Consider the following 19,681-nt stretch of genomic DNA (forward strand, 5'->3'; position numbering starts at 1 on the left):
AACAGGGGAGGGGTTTATAGCTTTAACGACTAGTATAAACAACGGCGCAGGCCGTCAGCCGAGGTGACCTTTATGCCTTGTTGGGTGGAGTTACTTTTTATTCTTAAACATATAGCTGAATCTCAAAGAGCTACTATCAAGTAATGCCTCACCCAAAGCTACACTTTCAAACTTTAAATCTCGATCTATTGGGTCTGAATTGTTATTTGATGGAAATGAATAATGTATAAAGATTTTTTTACCAGTTATGCTATCAATTGTCGGCAAATAATCATCGCCTCTTAATCCAATCTCTTCAATGAGCATGTTTGAAGTATTGCATACTTTCAAATTAATTGTACTCCCAAACGCTCCTTGTTCAACCTTTGTAAGCTTAATGATATTCGCGGAGGATTTTAATTCTTGTATTAATACTTCATTATAATCTAGGCAATTACAATCTCGTATATCAGAGCATCCAAGGAGTGCTGAACTAAACAATAATATAATTAAGTTTTTAAAGCTCATGAAGGCATTTCTTTTTTATTAATTACACTCAATTACCTACTAAGCAAAGTTGTTCGGTTTATTTGCATTATGTACGAAGGTTAAATCTATCTCTCATTGCTTTACCTATGCCAAGCTTTGCGTCCAGAGCTATTTACCGTTCAAGATAGAGCTTTTAAATCCAGGGATAAATAGAAGCCTCAGGCAATTTGTGACCAATTCTCTTAAAATCATAATTCCCGTTTCGGGGCTGTTTTTTATTAAACAGCCCCGAAACGGGAATTCACTAAAAACCGCTTTAGTTTTACAGCACAGGCTGCAGAACCTTCCAAACATTATTAGCCAAAATCTTTTGACCCTCGGCGGTAGGGTGCACGCCGTCCTGTTGGTTTAGAGTGCGTACTCCGCCCACGCCGTCCAGCAGGAAGGGGACCAGCGCCATGTTGTTTTCCTCGGCCAGTTGCCGAAAGATAGTCCTGAACTCGCTGGCGTATTTGCCACCCATGCTGGGGGGGACTTCCATGCCGGCCATTATTAACACCGCCTCTGGGTATTTGGCTTTCACCTTGTCAATGATGGCCTGCAGGTTTTTCTTGGTTTCTGCGGGTGAGATGCCTCGCAATCCGTCGTTAGCGCCCAGTTCCAGCACAAACACGTCTATCTTCTGGCGCAGCAACCAATCAATACGATTCTTTCCACCCGCCGAGGTCTCGCCGCTCAGGCCGGCGTTGATGGCTTTGTAAGGCAGGTTAAGGCTATCTATTTTCTTTTGAATGAGCGAAGGGAAAGATTCAGACGCATCCAGACCATAACCAGCCGTGAGGCTATTGCCAAAAAAGAGGATTGTTTTCATAGTAGGGGCAGCGTTTGCGGTTGTTTCTTCTGAAGGGCCAGCCTGTTCCTTGCCCTTTGATTCCTCCTTGCCTGAGCAACCAGCCAAAAGCCAGCCAAGAAGCAGCAAGAAGTACAATAGGTTTGTTTTATACATGGTAATTAGGTTTCCTGTTGGTACAAAGAACGTACATATAACTCATTTTGAGCGTTAGAGGTTTAAACAATGTATTTAGCGGTTGGTTATGTAACTTTCCGCGGGCGTTTACGCCATTTGCTCTTCTATTACCTTTAACCAACGCTTGTGACACCTATTCTTCATATACAGGACCTCACCAAAACCTACCAAAGCACCGGCCAGACCCTCACGGTGCTGGACCATATCAATTTCTCTATTACGGAAGGCTCCACCGTAGCCATTGTGGGGCCGTCTGGGAGCGGAAAAACCACGTTGCTGGGCTTATGCGCGGGCTTAGACAGTTCCACTTCCGGCTTGGTAGAACTGAACGGAATCAGGTTAGACACGCTCAATGAAGATGCTCGGGCGCAGGTTAGAAACCAATATGTGGGCTTTATCTTCCAGAATTTCCAGTTGCTGCCCACGCTCACGGCCCTGGAGAACGTGATGGTGCCGCTGGAACTGAGAGGGGAGAAACACATCAAGCCCCGCGCCCTGGAACTGCTGGACAAAGTAGGGTTGTCTGACCGGTCTCACCACTACCCGGCGCAGTTGTCGGGCGGCGAACAGCAGCGCGTGTCTTTGGCCCGGGCCTTCTCCAACCGACCAAAAATCCTCTTCGCCGATGAACCCACGGGCAACCTGGACACCGAGACCAGCGAGAAGGTAGTCAAACTCATCTTCGACCTGAACCGCGAGGCCGGCACTACCCTGGTGCTGGTTACCCATGATGTAGATCTGGCCGCCAAAACCCAACGCATTCTCAAGGTAAAAGGGGGTAAGCTAATTTCTGATGAACCCACGGGCGTGGCTTGAGAGGTAAAGGATCATCACTCCTTTTGAGCCTTTTTTCCTAAAAACAGGCTCAAAACGGAAATGGCAGTTCTTCCAGTAATAACAGCACCTTAGCATATAAAAAATGAATAAACTGAACCTGCCCTGGTTAATGAAAATGGCGTGGCGCGATAGCCGACAGAATAGGTCCCGATTGCTCTTGTTCGTGTCTTCCATTATTCTGGGCATAGCAGCATTGGTGGCTATTTTCTCCTTCGGGTATAACCTGCGGGCAGACATAGACGGCCAGGCCAAGGAATTAATTGGCGCAGATCTGGTCATCAGCAGCAACCGTCCGGTCGACCCCAAAATGTTGCCCTTACTGGATTCCCTGGGCACGCGCCGGTCGCAGGAGCGGAGTTTCGCTTCCATGATCTTGTTTCCCAGAAGCCTGGGCACCCGGCTGGTGCAGGTGCGGGCCCTGCAGGGCGAATTTCCGTATTACGGAAGCTTGGAAACTACGTCCGTAGCGTCAGCGCAAAGTTTCAGGGAAGGGCGGCAGGCCTTGGTAGATAAAACCCTTATGCTGCAGTTTAATGCCCGCGTGGGAGATTCCATTAAGGTAGGCGAGCTTACCTTTCAGATTGCCGGCATTCTGAATAAGGCCCCCGGTCAGACCGGTATCTCTGCCACGGTGGCCCCGGCGGTGTATATTCCCCTGCAATACCTCTCCCAAACCGGATTGGAGCAGAAAGGCAGCCGTATCAACTATCTGTTTTACTACAAATATGACAACCAGGTCAACGTAAAAAAGCTGGTAGAGAAGTTGGAGCCTAGGCTGGAGAAGGAATCTTTGAACACCGAGACCATTGAAACGCAGCGCGAAGAAATGGGCCGTTCCTTCAAGGACCTTACAGGTTTCCTAGCCTTGGTAGGCTTTATTGCCCTGCTGTTGGGTAGCATTGGTGTGGCCAGCGCCATTCACGTATACATGCGCGAAAAGCTCAGTTCCATTGCCATTCTGCGGTGCCTGGGGGTGAGCGGGAGCCAAGCCTTTCTCATTTACGTGATCCAGATTCTGGGAATCGGGTTGATAGGATCGGTGATCGGGGCCATTCTGGGTACTGCGGTGCAGCAACTGTTGCCCAAGGTATTGCAGGACCTGCTGCCCATTGAGATTACGGCGGGCATTTCCTGGTTGGCCATTTTGCAGGGGGTTGGGCTTGGCTTGGGTATTTCCTTGCTGTTCTCTTTGCTGCCTTTGGTGAGCATCAGAAACGTATCGCCCCTGAATACCCTGCGCCTGTCATTGGAGCATACCAGCCTGTTTAAAGACCCGTTGAAATGGGTTGTGTACGGGCTCATCTTACTATTCATCTTCGGGTTTACCTATCTGCAGACCGAGAAATGGAAAGAAGCCCTTTACTTTACCGGCGGGGTTCTAATTGGTTTCCTGGTCTTGGTAGGGATTGCCGCCGGCCTTATGTGGACCGTCAGAAGGTTCTTCCCAGATTCCTGGAGTTATCTGTGGCGGCAGGGGTTGGCCAACCTGTTCCGGCCCAATAACCAGACGCTGATTCTTATTGTCTCCATCGGGCTGGGCACGGCCTTTATCTGTACCCTGTTTTTCGTGCAAAACATCCTCCTGGACCGTATTACTTTGGCCGCCCGCGAAAACCAACCCAACATGGTCCTGTTTGACATTCAGACTGGGCAACGCGAAGCTGTGGCCGCTTTAACCCGCCAACAGGGGCTGCCGGTCATTCAACAGGTTCCCATCGTGACCATGCGCATTGAGGAAGTGAACGGGCAAACCGCTGAGGACGTGAAAAAGGACAGTACCTCCGGCATCTCCATCAGGGCATTCCAACGGGAAATTAGGTCAACCTTCCGCGACACCCTCTCTGAAACCGAGAAAATAACCCAGGGCACCTGGTGGGGGAACGTGCGATCGCCGGATGACACCGTGTATGTTTCCATTGAAGAAAGCTACGCCGAACGCAGTAAACTTAATATAGGGGATAAGATCTTGTTCAACGTGCAGGGCGCCCTGATTCCCACGGTGGTGGGCAGTTTCAGGAAAGTAGACTGGAACCGCATCCAGACCAATTTCAGGGTGGTTTTTCCGGCAGGTGTGCTGGAAAGTGCCCCGCAGTTCCATGTGCTCATGACCAAGGTTCCTTCCGCGGCGGCCTCGGCCAGGTTCCAGCAGGCTGTGGTGCAGAAATTCCCTACGCTTTCCATTGTGGACCTGGAGTTGATCCTGAGCGTGATGGATGAGCTGTTGAGCAAGATCGGGTTTGTGATCAGGTTTATGGCCGGCTTCAGCATTATTACAGGATTGGTGGTCCTCATCTCCTCGGTGCTCATTAGTAAGTACCAGCGCATGCAGGAAAGCGTGCTGCTGCGTACCCTGGGGGCCAGCCGCAAACAGATTTATGCCATCACGGCCCTGGAGTACTTCTTCCTGGGCGCATTGGCGGCCGGAACGGGCATTGTGCTTTCCTTAGCCGGAAGTTGGGCCCTGGCCAAATACAGCTTTGAGACCTCGTTTTCACCCAATCTTTTGCCGGTGCTGGTGTTGTTCCTGGTTATTTCCCTGCTCACCGTAGCCATTGGCCTGTTCAACAGCCGCGGCGTGGTAAACCGGTCACCATTGGAAGTATTGCGGTCTGAGGCCTAATCAATCTTTTCCTTAGATTAACCGTTAAAAGCCTTTTGGGTGGATGTAACATTCTACCCAAAAGGCTTTTCTACTTTAAAAGGTATAAGCCTTGGTCTCCGTAGAACGTGGGGCAGGAGCTTAGTCTTTCAAATTGGTAGTTCCGGAAAAAACCGTCTGCCGTTCCCTTCCTTAAAAGCCAGGCCCGGGAAATTACGGCAGGCGCCTGGGAGTAATCTGTCACGACTGGCCTTTTGTCCATGCGCGCCTGCGCAATAGCCGCCTGTAGAACATGGGGAGAGGCCTCTGTTTCAAACGCTCTGGGGTGGTACTGGCCAGTCTGGTAAAAAAGGTAGGCGTCAAAAGCATTCTTGTCCTGCAGCAAAAGCGTGGCTTGGGGCTGCCGAGAAGCAAAATCCTGCACGCAGGCGTGGTTGGAGTAGGTAAAATAGAAATTGGGTAGTACCGCGTAACTCATGTTCCAAAGGAAAAGCGCCATGCCCGGCAAGAAAAGTACCTGCGGCTGAGGAAACCTGAAACATCCGGCCATTAGCGCCACCAGAAAAGGCACCATCACCATAAACTCGGCATTGCCCACGGCAAACCAGGCAAAGAGCACCTGCAAGAACAGGATCAGGCTCAAGGTTTTCAAGACCCTTGGGTGAACAAGCCTACCGTTCCTCCAAATGACCCCTAGCTTTCTGCCAAAAAAGAAAAGCAGTACTAATGACCCTAGTGCAGGTAATATGTAAAGTAGATTTTTTTCCAGCAGAAACAATTGCCGGCCATGTACCTCAAGGAAAGTTCTCATAAAGGAGATGCCAGTGAGCAGGAAGTTCTTGAAGGTAATGGTTGTTTCTACCTCACCTTTAAAGAAATCTAAAAAGACAAACCGGTGGGCCTGGGAGAAAGGGATGTGGAGGAGGGAGAGCGCTATTCCGTAACCCAAAGGTACCACCAGGGCCGGTAAAAGATACCAGCCCACCTTCGCCCAGGGGCGGGGTTTGGTCACGATGAAATACAACAGCAAACCTAGCCACCAGAAGATATGGATCTGATGGAACAGGCATGCGAAGGCGGCCCAGAAACTGCTCCATAAAATATCTTTGCTCTTTCCTTGCAGGTGGTAGCGCACCCAATAGTAAGTGCCGGCCAGGGAAAAGAAGATGGGGAGAATATAGGTTTCGTTTTCGGTGGCGTAGCGCATTGGGCCCAGGCTGGCCCCAGCCAGTAACAGCAAAGCGGCCTGGGCAGCTAGCGGTTGCTGCAGAAGCGCCAGAATCCGCCATAAAACCCAGAGGCTAGCCCCGGCAAATAAGGCGTTCAGGAGCTTAAGCAATTCCAGGGGTTGTATAGAGAGCCCTGTCTTTTGCCCCAAGGTAAAAATGCCTAAGCCGGTAATGTTATACAGCAGGTGGTGAGGCTGCCAAAGATCTACGCGCCACCGCACGCAGGCGGCATAGTCATAGGCGTCTGAGGTAGAATTATGGGTTGGGAACAGACCGTAAACAAGCAGCAAGCCCAACAAAACGCCCAGCGGAAGCCAACGGTTTTGCAGGATGAAATCTGGACGGAAGGGCATGGGATGAAAATTGAGAAAAGCTCCTGCAGTACTACTTTACCGCTTAAAGGTATTTCTTTCCGACGGTTTTTCCGGCATGTTGCATTTTAGCCTCGCGCGGACTTTTAAGGTAGCTTTCCGTTTTGGGCCTGTTTTTGGCAAAACGGCTCTAAAACAGCAAAAGCCTACCAAGAAGAGGAATGGTTTGGTTTTTGCGGCTTGTGGCAAATTGCTTAGTTTTAAGTAATCTTAACACCTGTACCTATGAGAAAAGCACCAATCGCCGCCTCGGCGTTTTTATTGGCTTCCTTGCTGGCTGGTGGCTGCGCTAAAAAAGCGACGACGGCCCCCGCAGAAGCAACGGCAGCTTCGGCCACCACCGCGGGCGCCAAAGAATCCGTGGTCAACAGCCCCACTTTTGTAACGGCAGAGCAGGTTTCGCCGCCTCAGGTGCTGGATGACGACAAAGGCTTTAACTACGTCACCGAGCAGTTCGCCGATATCAGGGTTCTTCGCTACCGCGTGCCGGGCTTTGAGAACCTTTCCGCCCAGCAGAAAGAACTGCTCTATTACCTGTATGAAGCCGCCCTCTCGGGCCGTGACATCATCTATGACCAGAACTTCAAGCATAACCTGCGCATAAGAAGAACACTGGACGCCATTGTGCAGAACAAGCGCGACCGCTCTACCTCCCCGGACTGGGAAAAGTTCATGGAGTACACCAAGCGCGTGTGGTTCTCCAACGGTATCCACCACCACTACTCGGCCAACAAGATCATGCCCGATTTCAGCAAGGAGTTCCTGGCTGCCTCCATCACCAAAATACCTTCGTCCCAATTGCCTTTAAAAGCCGGGGAAACCAGAGATGCGTTTATCAAATGGATCACGCCTATCCTTTTTGACCCTACCATTGCCCCCAAGCAAACCAATAAAGCCGCCGGCGAAGACCTGATCAAAACCTCTGCCGTGAACTTCTATGAAGGCGTGACCCAAAAAGAGGTTGAGGCATTTTACGCCAAGAAAACAGACGCTGACAAAACCCGGCCGGTGTCCCATGGTTTGAACTCCAAGGTGGTAAAAGAGAACGGGCAGCTGGTGGAGAAAGTCTGGAAGGCAGACGGCATGTACGGACCCGCCATCCAGCGCATTGTTTTCTGGCTGGAGAAAGCCGTGACCGTAGCCGAGAACGAAAAGCAGAAGCTGGCCCTCCAGAAACTGGTGCAGTTCTACCGCACCGGCGACCTGAAGGTGTTTGACGAATACAACATTGCCTGGGTGAAAGACGTGGACTCCAAGATTGACGTGGTGAACGGGTTCATTGAGGTATATGATGATCCCATCGGGATCAAGGCGTCGTATGAGTCGGTGGTGTCGTTTAGGGATGATGAGGCCACCAAGCGCATAAAGGCCATTGGCGACCAAGCCCAGTGGTTTGAGGACAACTCGCCGCTGCTGGCTACCCACAAGAAAAAGAACGTGGTAGGCATTACGGCTAAGGTGATTACCACGGTAGTGGAAGGTGGCGATGCCGCTCCGGCCACGCCAATTGGTATTAACCTGCCCAACGCCAACTGGATCAGAAAAGAGCATGGCTCCAAATCGGTGAACCTTGGCAATATTGTGCACGCCTACAATGAGTCGGCCAACACCGGCGGAAGCACCCTCACCGAGTTTGCCTTCAGCCCCGAGGAAATTGAGCGTTCCAAGAAATATAGCTCCCTGGCCAGCGACCTGCACACCGATATGCACGAGGTAATTGGCCACGCCTCTGGCCAGATCAACCCGGGCGTGGGCACACCAAAGCAGACGCTCAAGAACTACGCCAGCACCATAGAGGAAGGCCGCGCCGATCTGGTGGCCCTGTATTACGTGATGGACCCCAAGCTGGTAGAGATAGGCGTGATGCCGAACCTGGAGGTAGGAAAAGCCGAGTACGATGGCTACATACGGGGAGGGCTTATAACCCAGCTGTCGCGCATTGCGCCGGGCGAGGTGATTGAGGAAGACCACATGCGTAACCGCCAGATGATTGCCGCCTGGGCCTTTGAGAAAGGCAAGAAAGACAACGTGATTGAGAAGGTGACCAAAAACGGCAAGACCTACTTTAAGATCAATGATTACCAGAAGCTGCGCGCCTTGTTTGGGCAGTTGCTGCGCGAGACCCAGCGCATTACCTCTGAAGGCGACTTGGCTGCCGCCAAGAACCTGGTAGAGACCTACGGCGTGAAAGTAGACAAAGCCCTGCACCAGGAAGTGCTTCAGCGCTACGCTACCCTGAAAATTGCCCCCTACAGCGGCTTTATTCAGCCTAAGCTGAGCCCGGTGGTAAAGGACGGGAAGATTGTAGACGTGCTGCTGGTGTACCCAGATAACTTCACGCAGCAGATGCTGGAGTATGGCACCGTATACAACCTGCTGCCGCATTACAACTAAATTGCGTTTTAGGCCTGTTTTTGAGAAAACGGCCCCAAAACAGAAAAGCCCGCCACATGCGCCGGGCTTTTCTGTTTTGGGGCCGTTCTGTTTAAATGAAAGCTTAGGCCTTACTTCAAGACATCTGCCTGCAAAATGCGGGCGGTCACCAGCAGTTGGCCCACGTGGCGTTGGGTATGTTCGGCGGCATGGAAGAGGAGCCCCAGCACCGTAGACGGAAGCTGTGCCCGGCCTACGCCCCTGAAATGGGTAAGTTTATCGGGATTAGTGGCTTTCAATTGGGCCAGGGCCTTGTCTACCTGTTCTTCAAAGGCTTTTACCAGGCCAATGACCGTATGCCCCGGGCCAGACCCTTCGGACTGCAGGTAGGCCAGGGCTTCTTTTGACAGGGTTTCGCCGCGGGCGTAGGTGAACAGGCGCTCCAGCACGCCTTCCAGGTGTTGGAGGTGAAAGCCTACCGAGGCCAGGTCGGCGGGCTGTTTCCAGAGCAGGTGCTCCGGGAAATCCTGCAGGAGGATCTGTATCTCTTCGCGGGCCTGCAGCAGGGCATGGGCCACGGGTTGCAATAGGGCCGGTATGTCTGGCAAAGGGCCTCTAAGCCAGACCTCTGGTTTCTTTTCTTTATCCATGGACGTTGGTTTCAAATTTGCCTAAACGTAAAAATGCCCGACCAAGTGGCCGGGCATTTTTAGTATTTCAATCCTTTCTTAATCCGTTACTGGATGAAGAGACGGAACTCAGCACGACGGTTTTTAGCGCGTCCGGAGTTAGTGGTGTTAGGAGCGATTGGACGCTCTTCGCCAAATCCTTCAGTGATCACACGGTCAGAGGCAATGCCTTTGGTGTTGGTGAAGTAAGACTTGGCAGATTCAGCTCTACGTACAGACAGCTCCTGGTTGTACTCATTTGAACCAATGTGGTCAGCGTGGCCAGAGATACGCAGGTTGTAGTGCGGATATTTACCCAACATGGTAGCGATTCTGTCCAGAGTGGTGTAAGAAGTTTTCTTCAGTACCGCTCTGTTGAACTCGAACTCAATTTTAGGAACACGGGCCATGTAAGTGCTGTCTTCCACATCAAGGGCTGGGCAACCCATGTTAGCGGCAGAACCGGCAACATCTGGGCAACGGTCAACGTCATCGTTCACGCCATCACCGTCTTTGTCAAGAACCACTGGGCAACCATTGGCATCAACGCGGGTTCCGGCTGGAGTACCTGGGCAAGTGTCGTTTTTGTCAGCAACACCGTCACCGTCAGCATCTGGGCAACCTCTGGTAGCGGCAGTTCCGGCTACATCTGGGCACTCATCTTCTGAGTCACGGATACCGTCACCGTCTTTGTCAGGGCAGCCTTCAAGGGCAGCAGTTCCGGCTTCAGTAGGGCATTTGTCTAAGTAGTCGGCTACGCCGTCTTTGTCACCGTCAAGTGGGCAACCTTCTTTGTCAACCTGAACACCGGCTGGGGTGTCTGGGCATTTGTCTCTTCTGTCAGAAACACCGTCTCCGTCTGTGTCTTTGGCTTTACCTAAGCCAAAAGAAACGCCAAACTGGTGTTGCAGGTAACGGTCCATTAACTCATCTGAGTTAGGGTTAGAAACCCCGTCTAATAAGTTAGTGGTTGGATAGTTTAAGGTAGTCTGAGCGAATAAGCTAAGACCGTCTGAGATTTTGAAGCCAATACCGGCACCGCCCATGTAGTTAAGGCGCAGTTGGCCTTCATCATACTTGAACGTATTGGTTCCGCCTGGTCTGGCTACCGGCAGGTAGGCCTCTACGCTAGCGTAGTGAGCGCCCAAACCAGCAATCAGGTAAGGCTGCAGGAAGGAAGTCTCGCTGAGGATCTTTCCGTTGTTCAGTTTCAGTTTAAGACCGAAGTTGGCGGTTCCTACTTCATCATCAAATCTGCCTGGTCCAAAACCTGTCACGTTATACGTAACCGTGTTAGACTCCTGCTTCATGTTGAAGTAGTTGAGTTGCAGCGTAGCGTCAAAGGAAGGCGAGATGTATCTATTGATTCCCAAACCTCCGCCCCAGGTAGAGTTGCTCATGTCCCAGATGTCGTTCCGCATGTTGGTTCTAGCTTGGATGGCGTTCGCGTAGATCGAAAGTCCCCAAGGCCGGTCAGCTGACTGGGCATTAGATTCTGTTGGGGCTACCATAGACAGCATCATAGCGCTGATTACAGAAGCTTTTAGTAAGGTTTTTTTCATAGTTTTAAAGAGTTGAAATATAGTATTCTGCACATATTTACAGGTTTTAGAATAAAATGTTGCCTTTTCGCAATAAAAAGAAATTCTATTATTGGTTAAGATGCACTAAATGAGTTGGTTAATTTTACTAAAAGTTATAAATATTCAATCTGTATAAGCATTGAAATTGGTGGTTTGGCGCCATTGCCGAGATCTTATTAAAAATAATCCTATTACCGGCTAGGCATAAAAAAAGGAGAGCATTTTGCTCTCCTTTTTTTATGCCTGTATTGCGTACGGGCCTTACACGTTGAATCGAAAGTGCATTATATCTCCATCCTGCACCACGTATTCTTTGCCTTCCAGGGCCATTTTACCGGCTTCCTTGATCTTGTTCTCGGTCTTGTACTCTATGTAATCCTTGAGTTTGATCACCTCTGCTCTAATGAAGCCTTTCTCAAAATCTGTGTGGATCACGCCGGCGGCCTGCGGAGCTTTCCAGCCTTTCCTGATCGTCCAGGCGCGTACTTCTTTTACGCCGGCGGTGAAATAGGTCACCAGGTCCAGCAGGGCATAGGAGGCTCTGATCAATTGGTTGAGGCCAGACTCTTTCAGGCCGTATTCGCCCAGAAACATTTCTTTCTCTTCAGGCTCCGTGAAATCTGCGATCTGCTCTTCAATGGCCGCGGAGATGACCACCACTTCGGCTTTCTCGTCTTTCACGTGGTCCTTTAACGCATCCAGGAACTTGTTGCCGGTCAAGATAGATTCTTCATCTACGTTGGCCACGTAGATCACGGGCTTAATGGTAAGCAACTGCAGGTCCTCCACTGACTGTAGGTCTTCCTCAGACACCTCCAGGGAGCGGGCATTCTTGCCGCTTTCCAGGTGGTCTTTGAAGCGTTGCAACGAGGCGAATTCTTTTTTGGCGTTGGCGTCACCAGATTTGGCGGTGCGCTCTACTTTAGAGATCTTCTTGTCAATAGACTCCAGGTCTTTCAGCTGAAGCTCGGTGTCAATTACGTCTTTGTCAAAAACGGGGTCTACGCCGCCGGCCACGTGCACAATGTTAGGGTCATCAAAGCACCGAATCACGTGAATGATGGCATCTACTTCCCTGATGTTGGCCAGGAACTTGTTGCCTAAGCCTTCGCCTTTGCTGGCGCCTTTCACCAGGCCGGCAATGTCTACAAACTCCATAACGGTTGGCAATACGCGCTCTGGGTGCACCAGATCTTCCAGCACTTTCAGGCGCTCATCTGGCACCGTGATCACGCCCACATTGGGCTCAATGGTACAGAAAGGATAATTGGCAGATTCTGCTTTGGCATTTGACAAGGCATTGAACAGCGTAGATTTACCTACGTTTGGTAAACCCACTATTCCACAACGAAGTCCCATAAATATAAGGTTGGTCTAATTTCAAGGTTGAAGTAAGCGCTTCTGGCAAGGGTATTACTTGTTTTTTGGAAGCGGGTGCAAATATACGTAATCCTTAGGGGACTATACCTATAAGTGGGATAGGAGTGGGGAAGGCTAAAATAGGTATTTGTGTTTTGGGCCTGTTTTAGGGAAAAGGTGCGGAAAATGGAAAACGGCTTCTACGGTAGATAAGAAATGGATACCTTTCAAACTTCCTTGACCTGCCTCTATCTTTTCACCCTAAGAAGAACGAGCATCTGGAAACGATGTGGAATCAAGTGCATTTGCTCACTTTCTTTGGTGGCTTTGGCAGATCAACTCGCGGTATTTTTGTTTTATTTCTTCCAGGGTATGCTCTAGGTGCCTTATCTTTGTCACATCTCTGAAATCTACTATACCAGCAACGACCTGGTTTTTGTCGCCTAAAATGGGCCTGCCAGAAACGCTGATGGATTTTCCTTTCGGAAACATTTCATGCCGTATGCACAGCTCCACTTGATTTGTGGTTTTGCCCTTTAGCGCCTGGGCCAACGGAAGCTCCTCTGCCGGGTATTGGGTAAGGCCATCTGGTAAAAAGATCTTGTATTGGTTTGACCAAGAAGCAGCTGACATTTCTTTTAGATTCATCCCCAGTATTTCTTCCGCTTTGTTATTGAAAAGCACAAACTGGCCATTCTTATCGGCTACAATAATGCCTTCGCCAATGGTAGAAATGACTGCTGTTAACCGGCCTTCGTTTTCCTGTATGAGTTGCTCTAGTTGTTTTTCATAAGTAATGTCCCGGCAAACCACTACACTTGCAATGATCTCATTTTTGTCATTATACACCGGCCGTCCCGTCACTTTAATGGCTCTGCCATCAGGAATATTCTCATTTCTGATAAATATCTCCACATTATCCAAAGACTCTCCCTTCAATCCTTTCGCCAGCGGTAATTCTTCAGGTGGATAATATGTTTTCCCATCTGGGAAGAATGTTCCATAGGTTTTTGACCAGTCAGAAATAGCGGTATCAGTCTTACCTAAGCCTAGAATATCCTCCGCAATTTCATTGAAGAAAATGAACTTGCCACTAGTATCTACCACCACAACGCCCTCACCCAAGCCAGAGAGAATAGCGTTTAGCCGTCGCTCATCATTGCGCAGAAGCACCTCCATTAATTTGCGATCGGTGATGTCAGTGGAAATACTGCAAAGCCCGTAGATAACGCCTTCTGTGTCTTTGAGTGTAAATTTCACCGTAAGGAAAGTGCGTTGCACCCCTTCCAGTTCAAACACTTCTTCTAGGTACCTGGTCGCATCTTTTTCAAGTACCTCTTTGTCTGTGGCGGAAATTCCCTGGGCTATGGTCTTTGGGAAGACATCGTATTCGGTTTTGCCTTTTATTTCTTCTGATTTTACTTTAAAAGCCTGCTCAAAGCGTTTGTTTACCTGATTATACCTGCCCTCTAAATCTTTGATATAAATTGGGGTGGCCGTATTGTCCAGGATAGACTGCAGTTTTTTGGCATCTTCTTGCAGCAGTTGAAGAGAAAGGAGCCTCAGTTTTCGGTTGCGGTATTTTTGTAGCGCATTTCTGCCAAGCAGGAACATGGAGAATGCATAGGTTGAAATCCCAAACAAGGCCGTTCCAAACTCCTTACTGAAATAACCAGCCTTTTCGCCCCGTAGCTTTAGCCAGCCTATCATCAATGGGAAAATGATGGCGAACAACCTTGAAAAAAGCGCTTCTCCGGTTTCTTCGCTTCCAAAGATGATTAACATACTACCTTTGTCTGGGCGTGAAAATAAAATGCCCACCGATAAAAACAGAAAAACCACAGCGGTTGTCGCTGCCATAGGAATATAGGCAGAAATGCCTATAAGGTATTTTACCCCAAACACATACCCATAAATAGAAAGCAGGGAAACAAGGGTTATGGCAATGCACAGGTATTGGGCCGGCCTTTTCCGGATACCAACCTCCAAATCAATTAGCAGAAGCGAAAAGCCAGCCAAAAGAAAACAGAATGCGGTATTGGGTGCCATGCGGTTAGGGAGTAACCTTTCTGGTTCCTGGAGTTGGCTGGCAAAGAAAAGCCGGTCAAGTATAAAATCGAAATCCCCAAAAAGGGATAGCAGTTTTGCGAACCCAATTACAGCCACTATTCCTGCCAGTATTCTGCTGGTAACCAAATACTTTGGAGCAGGGTTGCGTTGCAGCCACAAACTGATGCCAGCCAATATAAAGCAAATGGCAGTCAATGGATTCATAGCTACCAGGCTGGTGCTCAGTCCTTTAAGAGCTTCAATGTCATACGCCCAACCTACTAATACCAAATGTGCGGCTATGATGACAAAAATACAGCATACCTGCGAGAACAGCACCAGACGCCTTTTTATCAAAGGGTGCATAAGGGCGTCAGAGTCGAAAGTAGAGCTATTGAACATGGTACCTGCAGAAAGAGCCAATACCTTCACATTTACGCACCTATAAAAATAGCGATAACAATATTCTGTAGTAATTTGCTGGAATATAAGCAGTTAAGGGAAATTGATGCCAGCTTTGCTGTATTTGGTCTAGCCCTATAGACTGGAACCTTTCATTGCAGGAGGAGGAGGTTGTTCTGGTAGATATAATGGAAGGAGCCTTTTTGTAAAGCAGCTAATCAAACTAAAGTAGGAATGAATTTGTCCACATAAAAGGCAAAATTAAAGGGTAAGTACCAATTGACTTTTAAGGGAAGAATCAGGTTATTTAAAAGCCGGTGGTACGGTCTCCTTAGATAGGGTGAATAGAAGGTGTTTTTCCTGAAACAGCCCCAAACCACCGGGCATAAAAAAAGCTCACGCGAGGCATGAGCTTAAGGAGAAAAGCAGGAGGGAGGTTATTCCCACTTCAGTTCTTCATCCACGGCAGCTTCTGTGTCTGCGTGTTCCAGACGGTCCAGTTCTGCTAATGCCTCTTCAGACAATAATTCACCTTTTACATGGTTAACGGTATCCTGCAACGCTTCCATGAACTTGGCGAAATCTTCTTTGTACAGGAAAATCTTGTGCTTTTCATAAGAATAGTTGTCATCCTTGAACTTACGTTTGCTCTCCGTGATGGTGAGGTAGTAGTCATTGGACCGGGTTGACTTCACATCAAAGAAATAGGTGCGCTTTCCTGCCCGTACTCTCTGCGAGTAGATTTCTGCTTTGTCGTTGTTCTCTTCCACCATAACTTGAAGGTTCCTTATTTATTTGAAGTAGCCAATTTAAAGCAACAGATTCATATCTAAAAATTTTTAAGATCATTTTTAATAGTTAAATTCGAATGTACTAATGTTCGTAAAGGACAAACCTACATGCTAAAAAAGCTATTCTTACTTTTCTTCTGCTTTCTGCCTCTCTTTAATTTTGCTGAAACGCCTATTAAACAAGGGAAAGCCACGTTTTACGCCCATACCTTTGTAGGCAAAAAGACCACCAGCGGCGAACGGTATGACCCTGAGGCCATGACCGCCGCGCACGCCACCTTACCGCTCCACAGCTATGTGCAGGTACGCAACTTAAAGAATGGCAAGAGCGTGGTGGTGCGCATTAATGACCGCATGAGCCGTAAATCCCGTTTCGTGATTGACCTATCTAAGAAAGCGGCCTATCAATTGGGTATAGTGGGCGCGGGCATGGGCAACGTGAAAATCTCCAGAATTGACAAAGAAACCGCCCTGGCGCTGCAGAAGAAGGCAAACGAAGACGTATGAGCAGACTACCCGTGGACTTAGACAGCATCCGGCACCTCCAGAACCTGGAGTTCCTGGCCAAGCGCCTGGTAGAAGGGTTCATTACGGGCTTGCACAAGTCGCCTTACCACGGTTTCTCGGTTGAGTTCTCAGAGCACCGCCTCTATAACAGCGGCGAGAGCACGCGCCATATAGACTGGAAAGTCTTCGCCCGCACAGACAAGCTTTTTGTGAAGCGCTACGAGGAGGAAACCAACCTCCGGTGCCAACTGCTGCTGGATGTCTCGGGTTCTATGTATTATCCTACCCACAACTACGGTAAGCTGGCCTACGCGGTCCTCAGCGCCGCCGCCCTGGCCACCCTGCTCCAACGCCAACGCGATGCCGTGGGCCTTACTACCTTTTCAGACCAGATTGAGCTGCAAACGCCTATCCGGTCTACGGGCGCGCACCTGCATACGCTGTTACTGGCCCTGCAGCAGCAATTACAGAAACCGGCGCCCCCGCAAAAGGAAACCAAGGTGGCCGACATGCTGCACCACATTGCCCAGCAATTGCCTAAGCGGTCTCTGGTCATTTTGTTCAGTGACCTTTTAAGCCAGTATGAGCAGCTGGATGAGATCTTTCTGGCCCTGCAGCACCTGCGCCACCAGCAACATGAAGTGCTGCTCTTCCACTTCACCCACGGTGAAACCGAAGAAGACTTTAACTTCCCAGACAAGCCTTTTCTGTTTACCGGTCTGGAAAACGGCGAAAAGATTAAAGTACAGCCCGCCGAGATAAGGGAAGCTTACGTGAAGGCCATGCAGCAATTCAAGACCGAGCTGAAGCTGCGCTGCGGCCAGTACCGCATAGACCTGGTCTCTGTAGACCTGCGCGACCCCATAGAGAAAGTGCTGCAGTCTTACCTGGTCAAGCGCCAGAAGATGCGTTAGCGTTTTAGAGCCGTTTTCCAGAATACAGGCCTAAAACAGCGTTTGAGTTCACCCATCTAATGTTCCTGAATCTTAAACTCAAGACTCAGAACTCCCTACCGGCATATTATCCAGCGAATGCCATAGGTACCGGCAGGCCAGCGTACGGTTTGGTCGCCAGGCTTCTGAGAGGGAAAGCATAATGGATTTGGCGGCTTTGTGCGGTTCCTCAAATTGGTACAGGCGTTTCATGGCATTGTAAATGCCCAGGTCATCTACTGGCATCACATCGGGGCGGTGCAGGGCAAACATCAGAATCATTTCAGCGGTCCAGCGGCCTACGCCTTTAATCTGTACCAGACGGGCCAGCAGTTCCTCATCCGGTAGGTGGGCCAATTCCTGGTCTTCCAGGTGTCCTTCCGCTTTGTGGGTAGCCACGCTCTGGATGTAGCCCGTTTTCTGGCCAGACAACCCTACCGCCCGCATTTGGTCTGTGGGGAGGGAAAGCACCAAGGAAGGATCGGGGTACTGGTCCGGGAACAAGCCAAAGAAACGTTTCTTGATGGTGGCCGCCGCCTTCACTGACAGCTGCTGCGAAATAATGGAGCTGAGTAGCGCCTCGTAAATAGGTTTGGGGACGGAGGTTTCCGGTAAGGGGCCAATCTTTTCCACTAACTGCTGCAGGAGCGGGTCTTTTGAAAATAAGGCGGCATGTATTGGGGTCATAGGTCGGGTGGTTTGGCGTAAGCAACAGAGACGACAAAAGGCCCGGTTTAAAATTGACTACAGGCCATGTATCAAGTGCTAAAGATACCTACCTTCACGTAATCATGTTTCCTTCTATTGTTACTGGATGAAAATTATTGAATGTCCCCGCGATGCCATGCAAGGAATGGCCGACTTTGTGCCCACTGACCTCAAAGTAACTTACTTACAGGCCTTGCTGCAGGTGGGGTTTGACTCACTGGATTTTGGGTCATTTGTCTCCCCAAAGGCCATTCCGCAGATGCGTGATACCGCCCAGGTCTTGGCGCAGTTAGATACCACGGTTTCTAAGACCAAATTGCTGGCCATAGTGGCCAACGTACGGGGAGCGGAACAAGCGGCTTCGTTTGAGCAGATCCGGTACCTGGGCTTTCCTTTGTCTTTGTCTGAGGTGTTTCAGATGCGCAACACCAACAAGACCATTGCGCAAGCCTTGGAAGAGGTGGCACAGATGCAGGAGCTCTGCGTCAAGGCAGGCAAAGAGCTGGTGCTGTACCTATCCATGGGTTTCGGGAATCCTTATGGCGAGCCCTGGGAACCTGCCCTTGCCGGCGAGATGACCCAGAAGCTGGATGCGCTAGGGGTGACCATCATCTCCTTGTCAGATACCATTGGCGTGTCTACGCCCGCTACCATTACGGGGCTTTTCTCAGAGCTTATTCCCGCTTTCCCGCACATGGAGTTCGGCGCTCACCTGCACACCAATCCCAACACCTGGCGCGAGAAAGTGGAGGCTGCCTATACAAGCGGATGCAGGCGAATGGACGGCGCACTCCTGGGGTACGGCGGGTGCCCCATGGCTAAAGACGAGCTGGTAGGCAACATGCCCACCGAGAAAATGCTGTCCTATTTCCAAGAGAAAGGCGTACCTTTAGGCCTAGATAACGAGGCGTTTTCCCGGGCCATGGCTTTGGCGTCTCAGGTTTTCCATTCGCTCTAACCCTATGCCACAACCGGTAGTAGATATATTCATTCCCTGTTTCATTGACCAGATGTTCCCGCAGACGGCCTGGAACATGGTCAAACTCCTGGAGGCCCTTGGCTGCCAGGTGCGCTACAACACCAACCAGACCTGTTGCGGGCAACCCGCCTACAACGCCGGCTTCCAGAAGGAGTGCCGTGATGTGGCCGACAAGTTCCTGGAAGATTTCGCCAACGAAGACAGTGACTACATCGTGGCACCCTCGGCGTCCTGCGTGGGCATGATCCGGAACGCCTACGCCAACATCTTCGTGACCTCCTCCAACTTCACGCGCTACCGCACCATGGAGCGCAAGGTCCTGGAATTGACAGAGTTCCTGACGGATGTGCTGCAGGTGACCCACATTCCGGGGGCCAAACTCAACGCCAAAGTAACCTACCATGATTCCTGCAGTGCCCTGCGCGAATGCGGCATCAAGGAAGGCCCGCGCAAGCTGCTGGAAATGGTAGAAGGCCTGGAACTGGTAGAAATGCGCGACACGGAGACCTGCTGTGGCTTTGGGGGCACCTTCGCGGCCAAATTTGATGCCATCTCCGTGGCCATGGCCGAACAAAAGGTAGAAAATGCCCTGAGCACCGGCGCCGAGTACATTGTCTCCACCGACACCAGCTGCCTCATGCACCTGGACGCCTACAGCAAAAAGAACAACAAACCCATTAAGACCCTGCACATAGCCGACCTGCTCACTAGCGGCTGGTAGGCGTTTACCCTTTCCAAAAAAAAGAGGGGTCCGTTTTAAGCCTGTTTTTCTGAAAACAGGCTTAAAACGGACCCCTCT

General features: G+C 50.1%; 16 protein-coding genes. 7 read left to right on the forward strand and 9 right to left on the reverse strand.

Translation table 11 applies throughout. The features are described from left to right. Positions 1 to 90 precede the first annotated feature (90 nt). Together TH63_RS06545 and TH63_RS06550 are read right to left on the reverse strand one after the other, a co-directional pair. Entirely contained in the window at positions 91 to 507 is a 417-nt protein-coding gene (locus TH63_RS06545; protein WP_156180439.1) for a hypothetical protein, read from the reverse strand. Positions 508 to 790: 283 nt separating this feature from the next. Next, positions 791 to 1,339: an arylesterase gene (locus TH63_RS06550; RefSeq protein ID WP_316931953.1), complete on the reverse strand. Its 549-nt coding sequence runs from the start codon at positions 1,337 to 1,339 to the stop codon at positions 791 to 793. 282 nt (positions 1,340 to 1,621) lie between these two features. Between TH63_RS06550 and TH63_RS06555 the strand changes: the two genes are divergently transcribed. Continuing rightward, on the forward strand, positions 1,622 to 2,311 hold the full coding sequence (locus tag TH63_RS06555; RefSeq protein WP_048920251.1) for an ABC transporter ATP-binding protein: 690 nt from the start codon (positions 1,622 to 1,624) through the stop codon (positions 2,309 to 2,311). A gap of 103 nt (positions 2,312 to 2,414) precedes the next feature. Continuing rightward, on the forward strand, positions 2,415 to 4,952 hold the full coding sequence (locus TH63_RS06560) for an ABC transporter permease (protein ID WP_048920252.1): 2,538 nt from the start codon (positions 2,415 to 2,417) through the stop codon (positions 4,950 to 4,952). 70 nt (positions 4,953 to 5,022) lie between these two features. Here TH63_RS06560 and TH63_RS06565 read toward each other — a convergent pair whose 3' ends face one another. After that, positions 5,023 to 6,513, reverse strand: a complete 1,491-nt coding sequence (locus tag TH63_RS06565) for a glycosyltransferase family 39 protein (protein ID WP_048920253.1) — start codon at positions 6,511 to 6,513, stop codon at positions 5,023 to 5,025. A 243-nt stretch (positions 6,514 to 6,756) separates the two neighbouring features. Here TH63_RS06565 and TH63_RS06570 point away from each other — a divergent pair, with 243 nt between their 5' ends. Beyond that, positions 6,757 to 8,925 (forward strand): dipeptidyl-peptidase 3 family protein, encoded by a 2,169-nt coding sequence (locus TH63_RS06570; RefSeq protein ID WP_053093746.1) that lies wholly within the window; start codon positions 6,757 to 6,759, stop codon positions 8,923 to 8,925. Between the two features lie 110 nt (positions 8,926 to 9,035). Here the strand turns inward: TH63_RS06570 and TH63_RS06575 are convergent, their stop codons facing one another. From TH63_RS06575 to TH63_RS06595, 5 genes are all read right to left on the reverse strand, one after another. Continuing rightward, positions 9,036 to 9,554: a DinB family protein gene (locus TH63_RS06575; protein WP_048920254.1), complete on the reverse strand. Its 519-nt coding sequence runs from the start codon at positions 9,552 to 9,554 to the stop codon at positions 9,036 to 9,038. A gap of 86 nt (positions 9,555 to 9,640) precedes the next feature. Then, complete coding sequence (locus TH63_RS06580) at positions 9,641 to 11,134, reverse strand: OmpA family protein (RefSeq protein WP_048920255.1); 1,494 nt, start codon at positions 11,132 to 11,134, stop codon at positions 9,641 to 9,643. Between the two features lie 282 nt (positions 11,135 to 11,416). After that, positions 11,417 to 12,514: a redox-regulated ATPase YchF gene (gene ychF / locus TH63_RS06585; protein ID WP_048920256.1), complete on the reverse strand. Its 1,098-nt coding sequence runs from the start codon at positions 12,512 to 12,514 to the stop codon at positions 11,417 to 11,419. A 309-nt stretch (positions 12,515 to 12,823) separates the two neighbouring features. Beyond that, entirely contained in the window at positions 12,824 to 14,986 is a 2,163-nt protein-coding gene (locus TH63_RS06590; RefSeq protein WP_197088645.1) for a PAS domain-containing protein, read from the reverse strand. Positions 14,987 to 15,402: 416 nt separating this feature from the next. Beyond that, complete coding sequence (locus tag TH63_RS06595; RefSeq protein WP_048922631.1) at positions 15,403 to 15,735, reverse strand: DUF3276 family protein; 333 nt, start codon at positions 15,733 to 15,735, stop codon at positions 15,403 to 15,405. Between the two features lie 129 nt (positions 15,736 to 15,864). Between TH63_RS06595 and TH63_RS06600 the strand changes: the two genes are divergently transcribed. Further along, positions 15,865 to 16,263: a septal ring lytic transglycosylase RlpA family protein gene (locus TH63_RS06600; RefSeq protein ID WP_053093747.1), complete on the forward strand. Its 399-nt coding sequence runs from the start codon at positions 15,865 to 15,867 to the stop codon at positions 16,261 to 16,263. After that, entirely contained in the window at positions 16,260 to 17,177 is a 918-nt protein-coding gene (locus TH63_RS06605) for a DUF58 domain-containing protein (protein ID WP_048920258.1), read from the forward strand. Before TH63_RS06600 ends, TH63_RS06605 begins: the two co-directional genes overlap by 4 nt. A gap of 78 nt (positions 17,178 to 17,255) precedes the next feature. Here TH63_RS06605 and TH63_RS06610 read toward each other — a convergent pair whose 3' ends face one another. Next, entirely contained in the window at positions 17,256 to 17,882 is a 627-nt protein-coding gene (locus tag TH63_RS06610) for a DNA-3-methyladenine glycosylase family protein (RefSeq protein ID WP_053093748.1), read from the reverse strand. Positions 17,883 to 18,009: 127 nt separating this feature from the next. On the opposite strand from TH63_RS06610, the gene TH63_RS06615 reads away from it, so the two are divergent. Both TH63_RS06615 and TH63_RS06620 read left to right on the forward strand, forming a co-directional pair. Beyond that, on the forward strand, positions 18,010 to 18,861 hold the full coding sequence (locus TH63_RS06615) for a hydroxymethylglutaryl-CoA lyase (RefSeq protein WP_048920259.1): 852 nt from the start codon (positions 18,010 to 18,012) through the stop codon (positions 18,859 to 18,861). A 4-nt stretch (positions 18,862 to 18,865) separates the two neighbouring features. Continuing rightward, complete coding sequence (locus tag TH63_RS06620) at positions 18,866 to 19,603, forward strand: (Fe-S)-binding protein (protein ID WP_048920260.1); 738 nt, start codon at positions 18,866 to 18,868, stop codon at positions 19,601 to 19,603. Positions 19,604 to 19,681: the final 78 nt, after the last annotated feature.

It is taken from the genome of Rufibacter radiotolerans (assembly GCF_001078055.1).
GTDB classification, from domain to species: domain Bacteria; phylum Bacteroidota; class Bacteroidia; order Cytophagales; family Hymenobacteraceae; genus Nibribacter; species Nibribacter radiotolerans.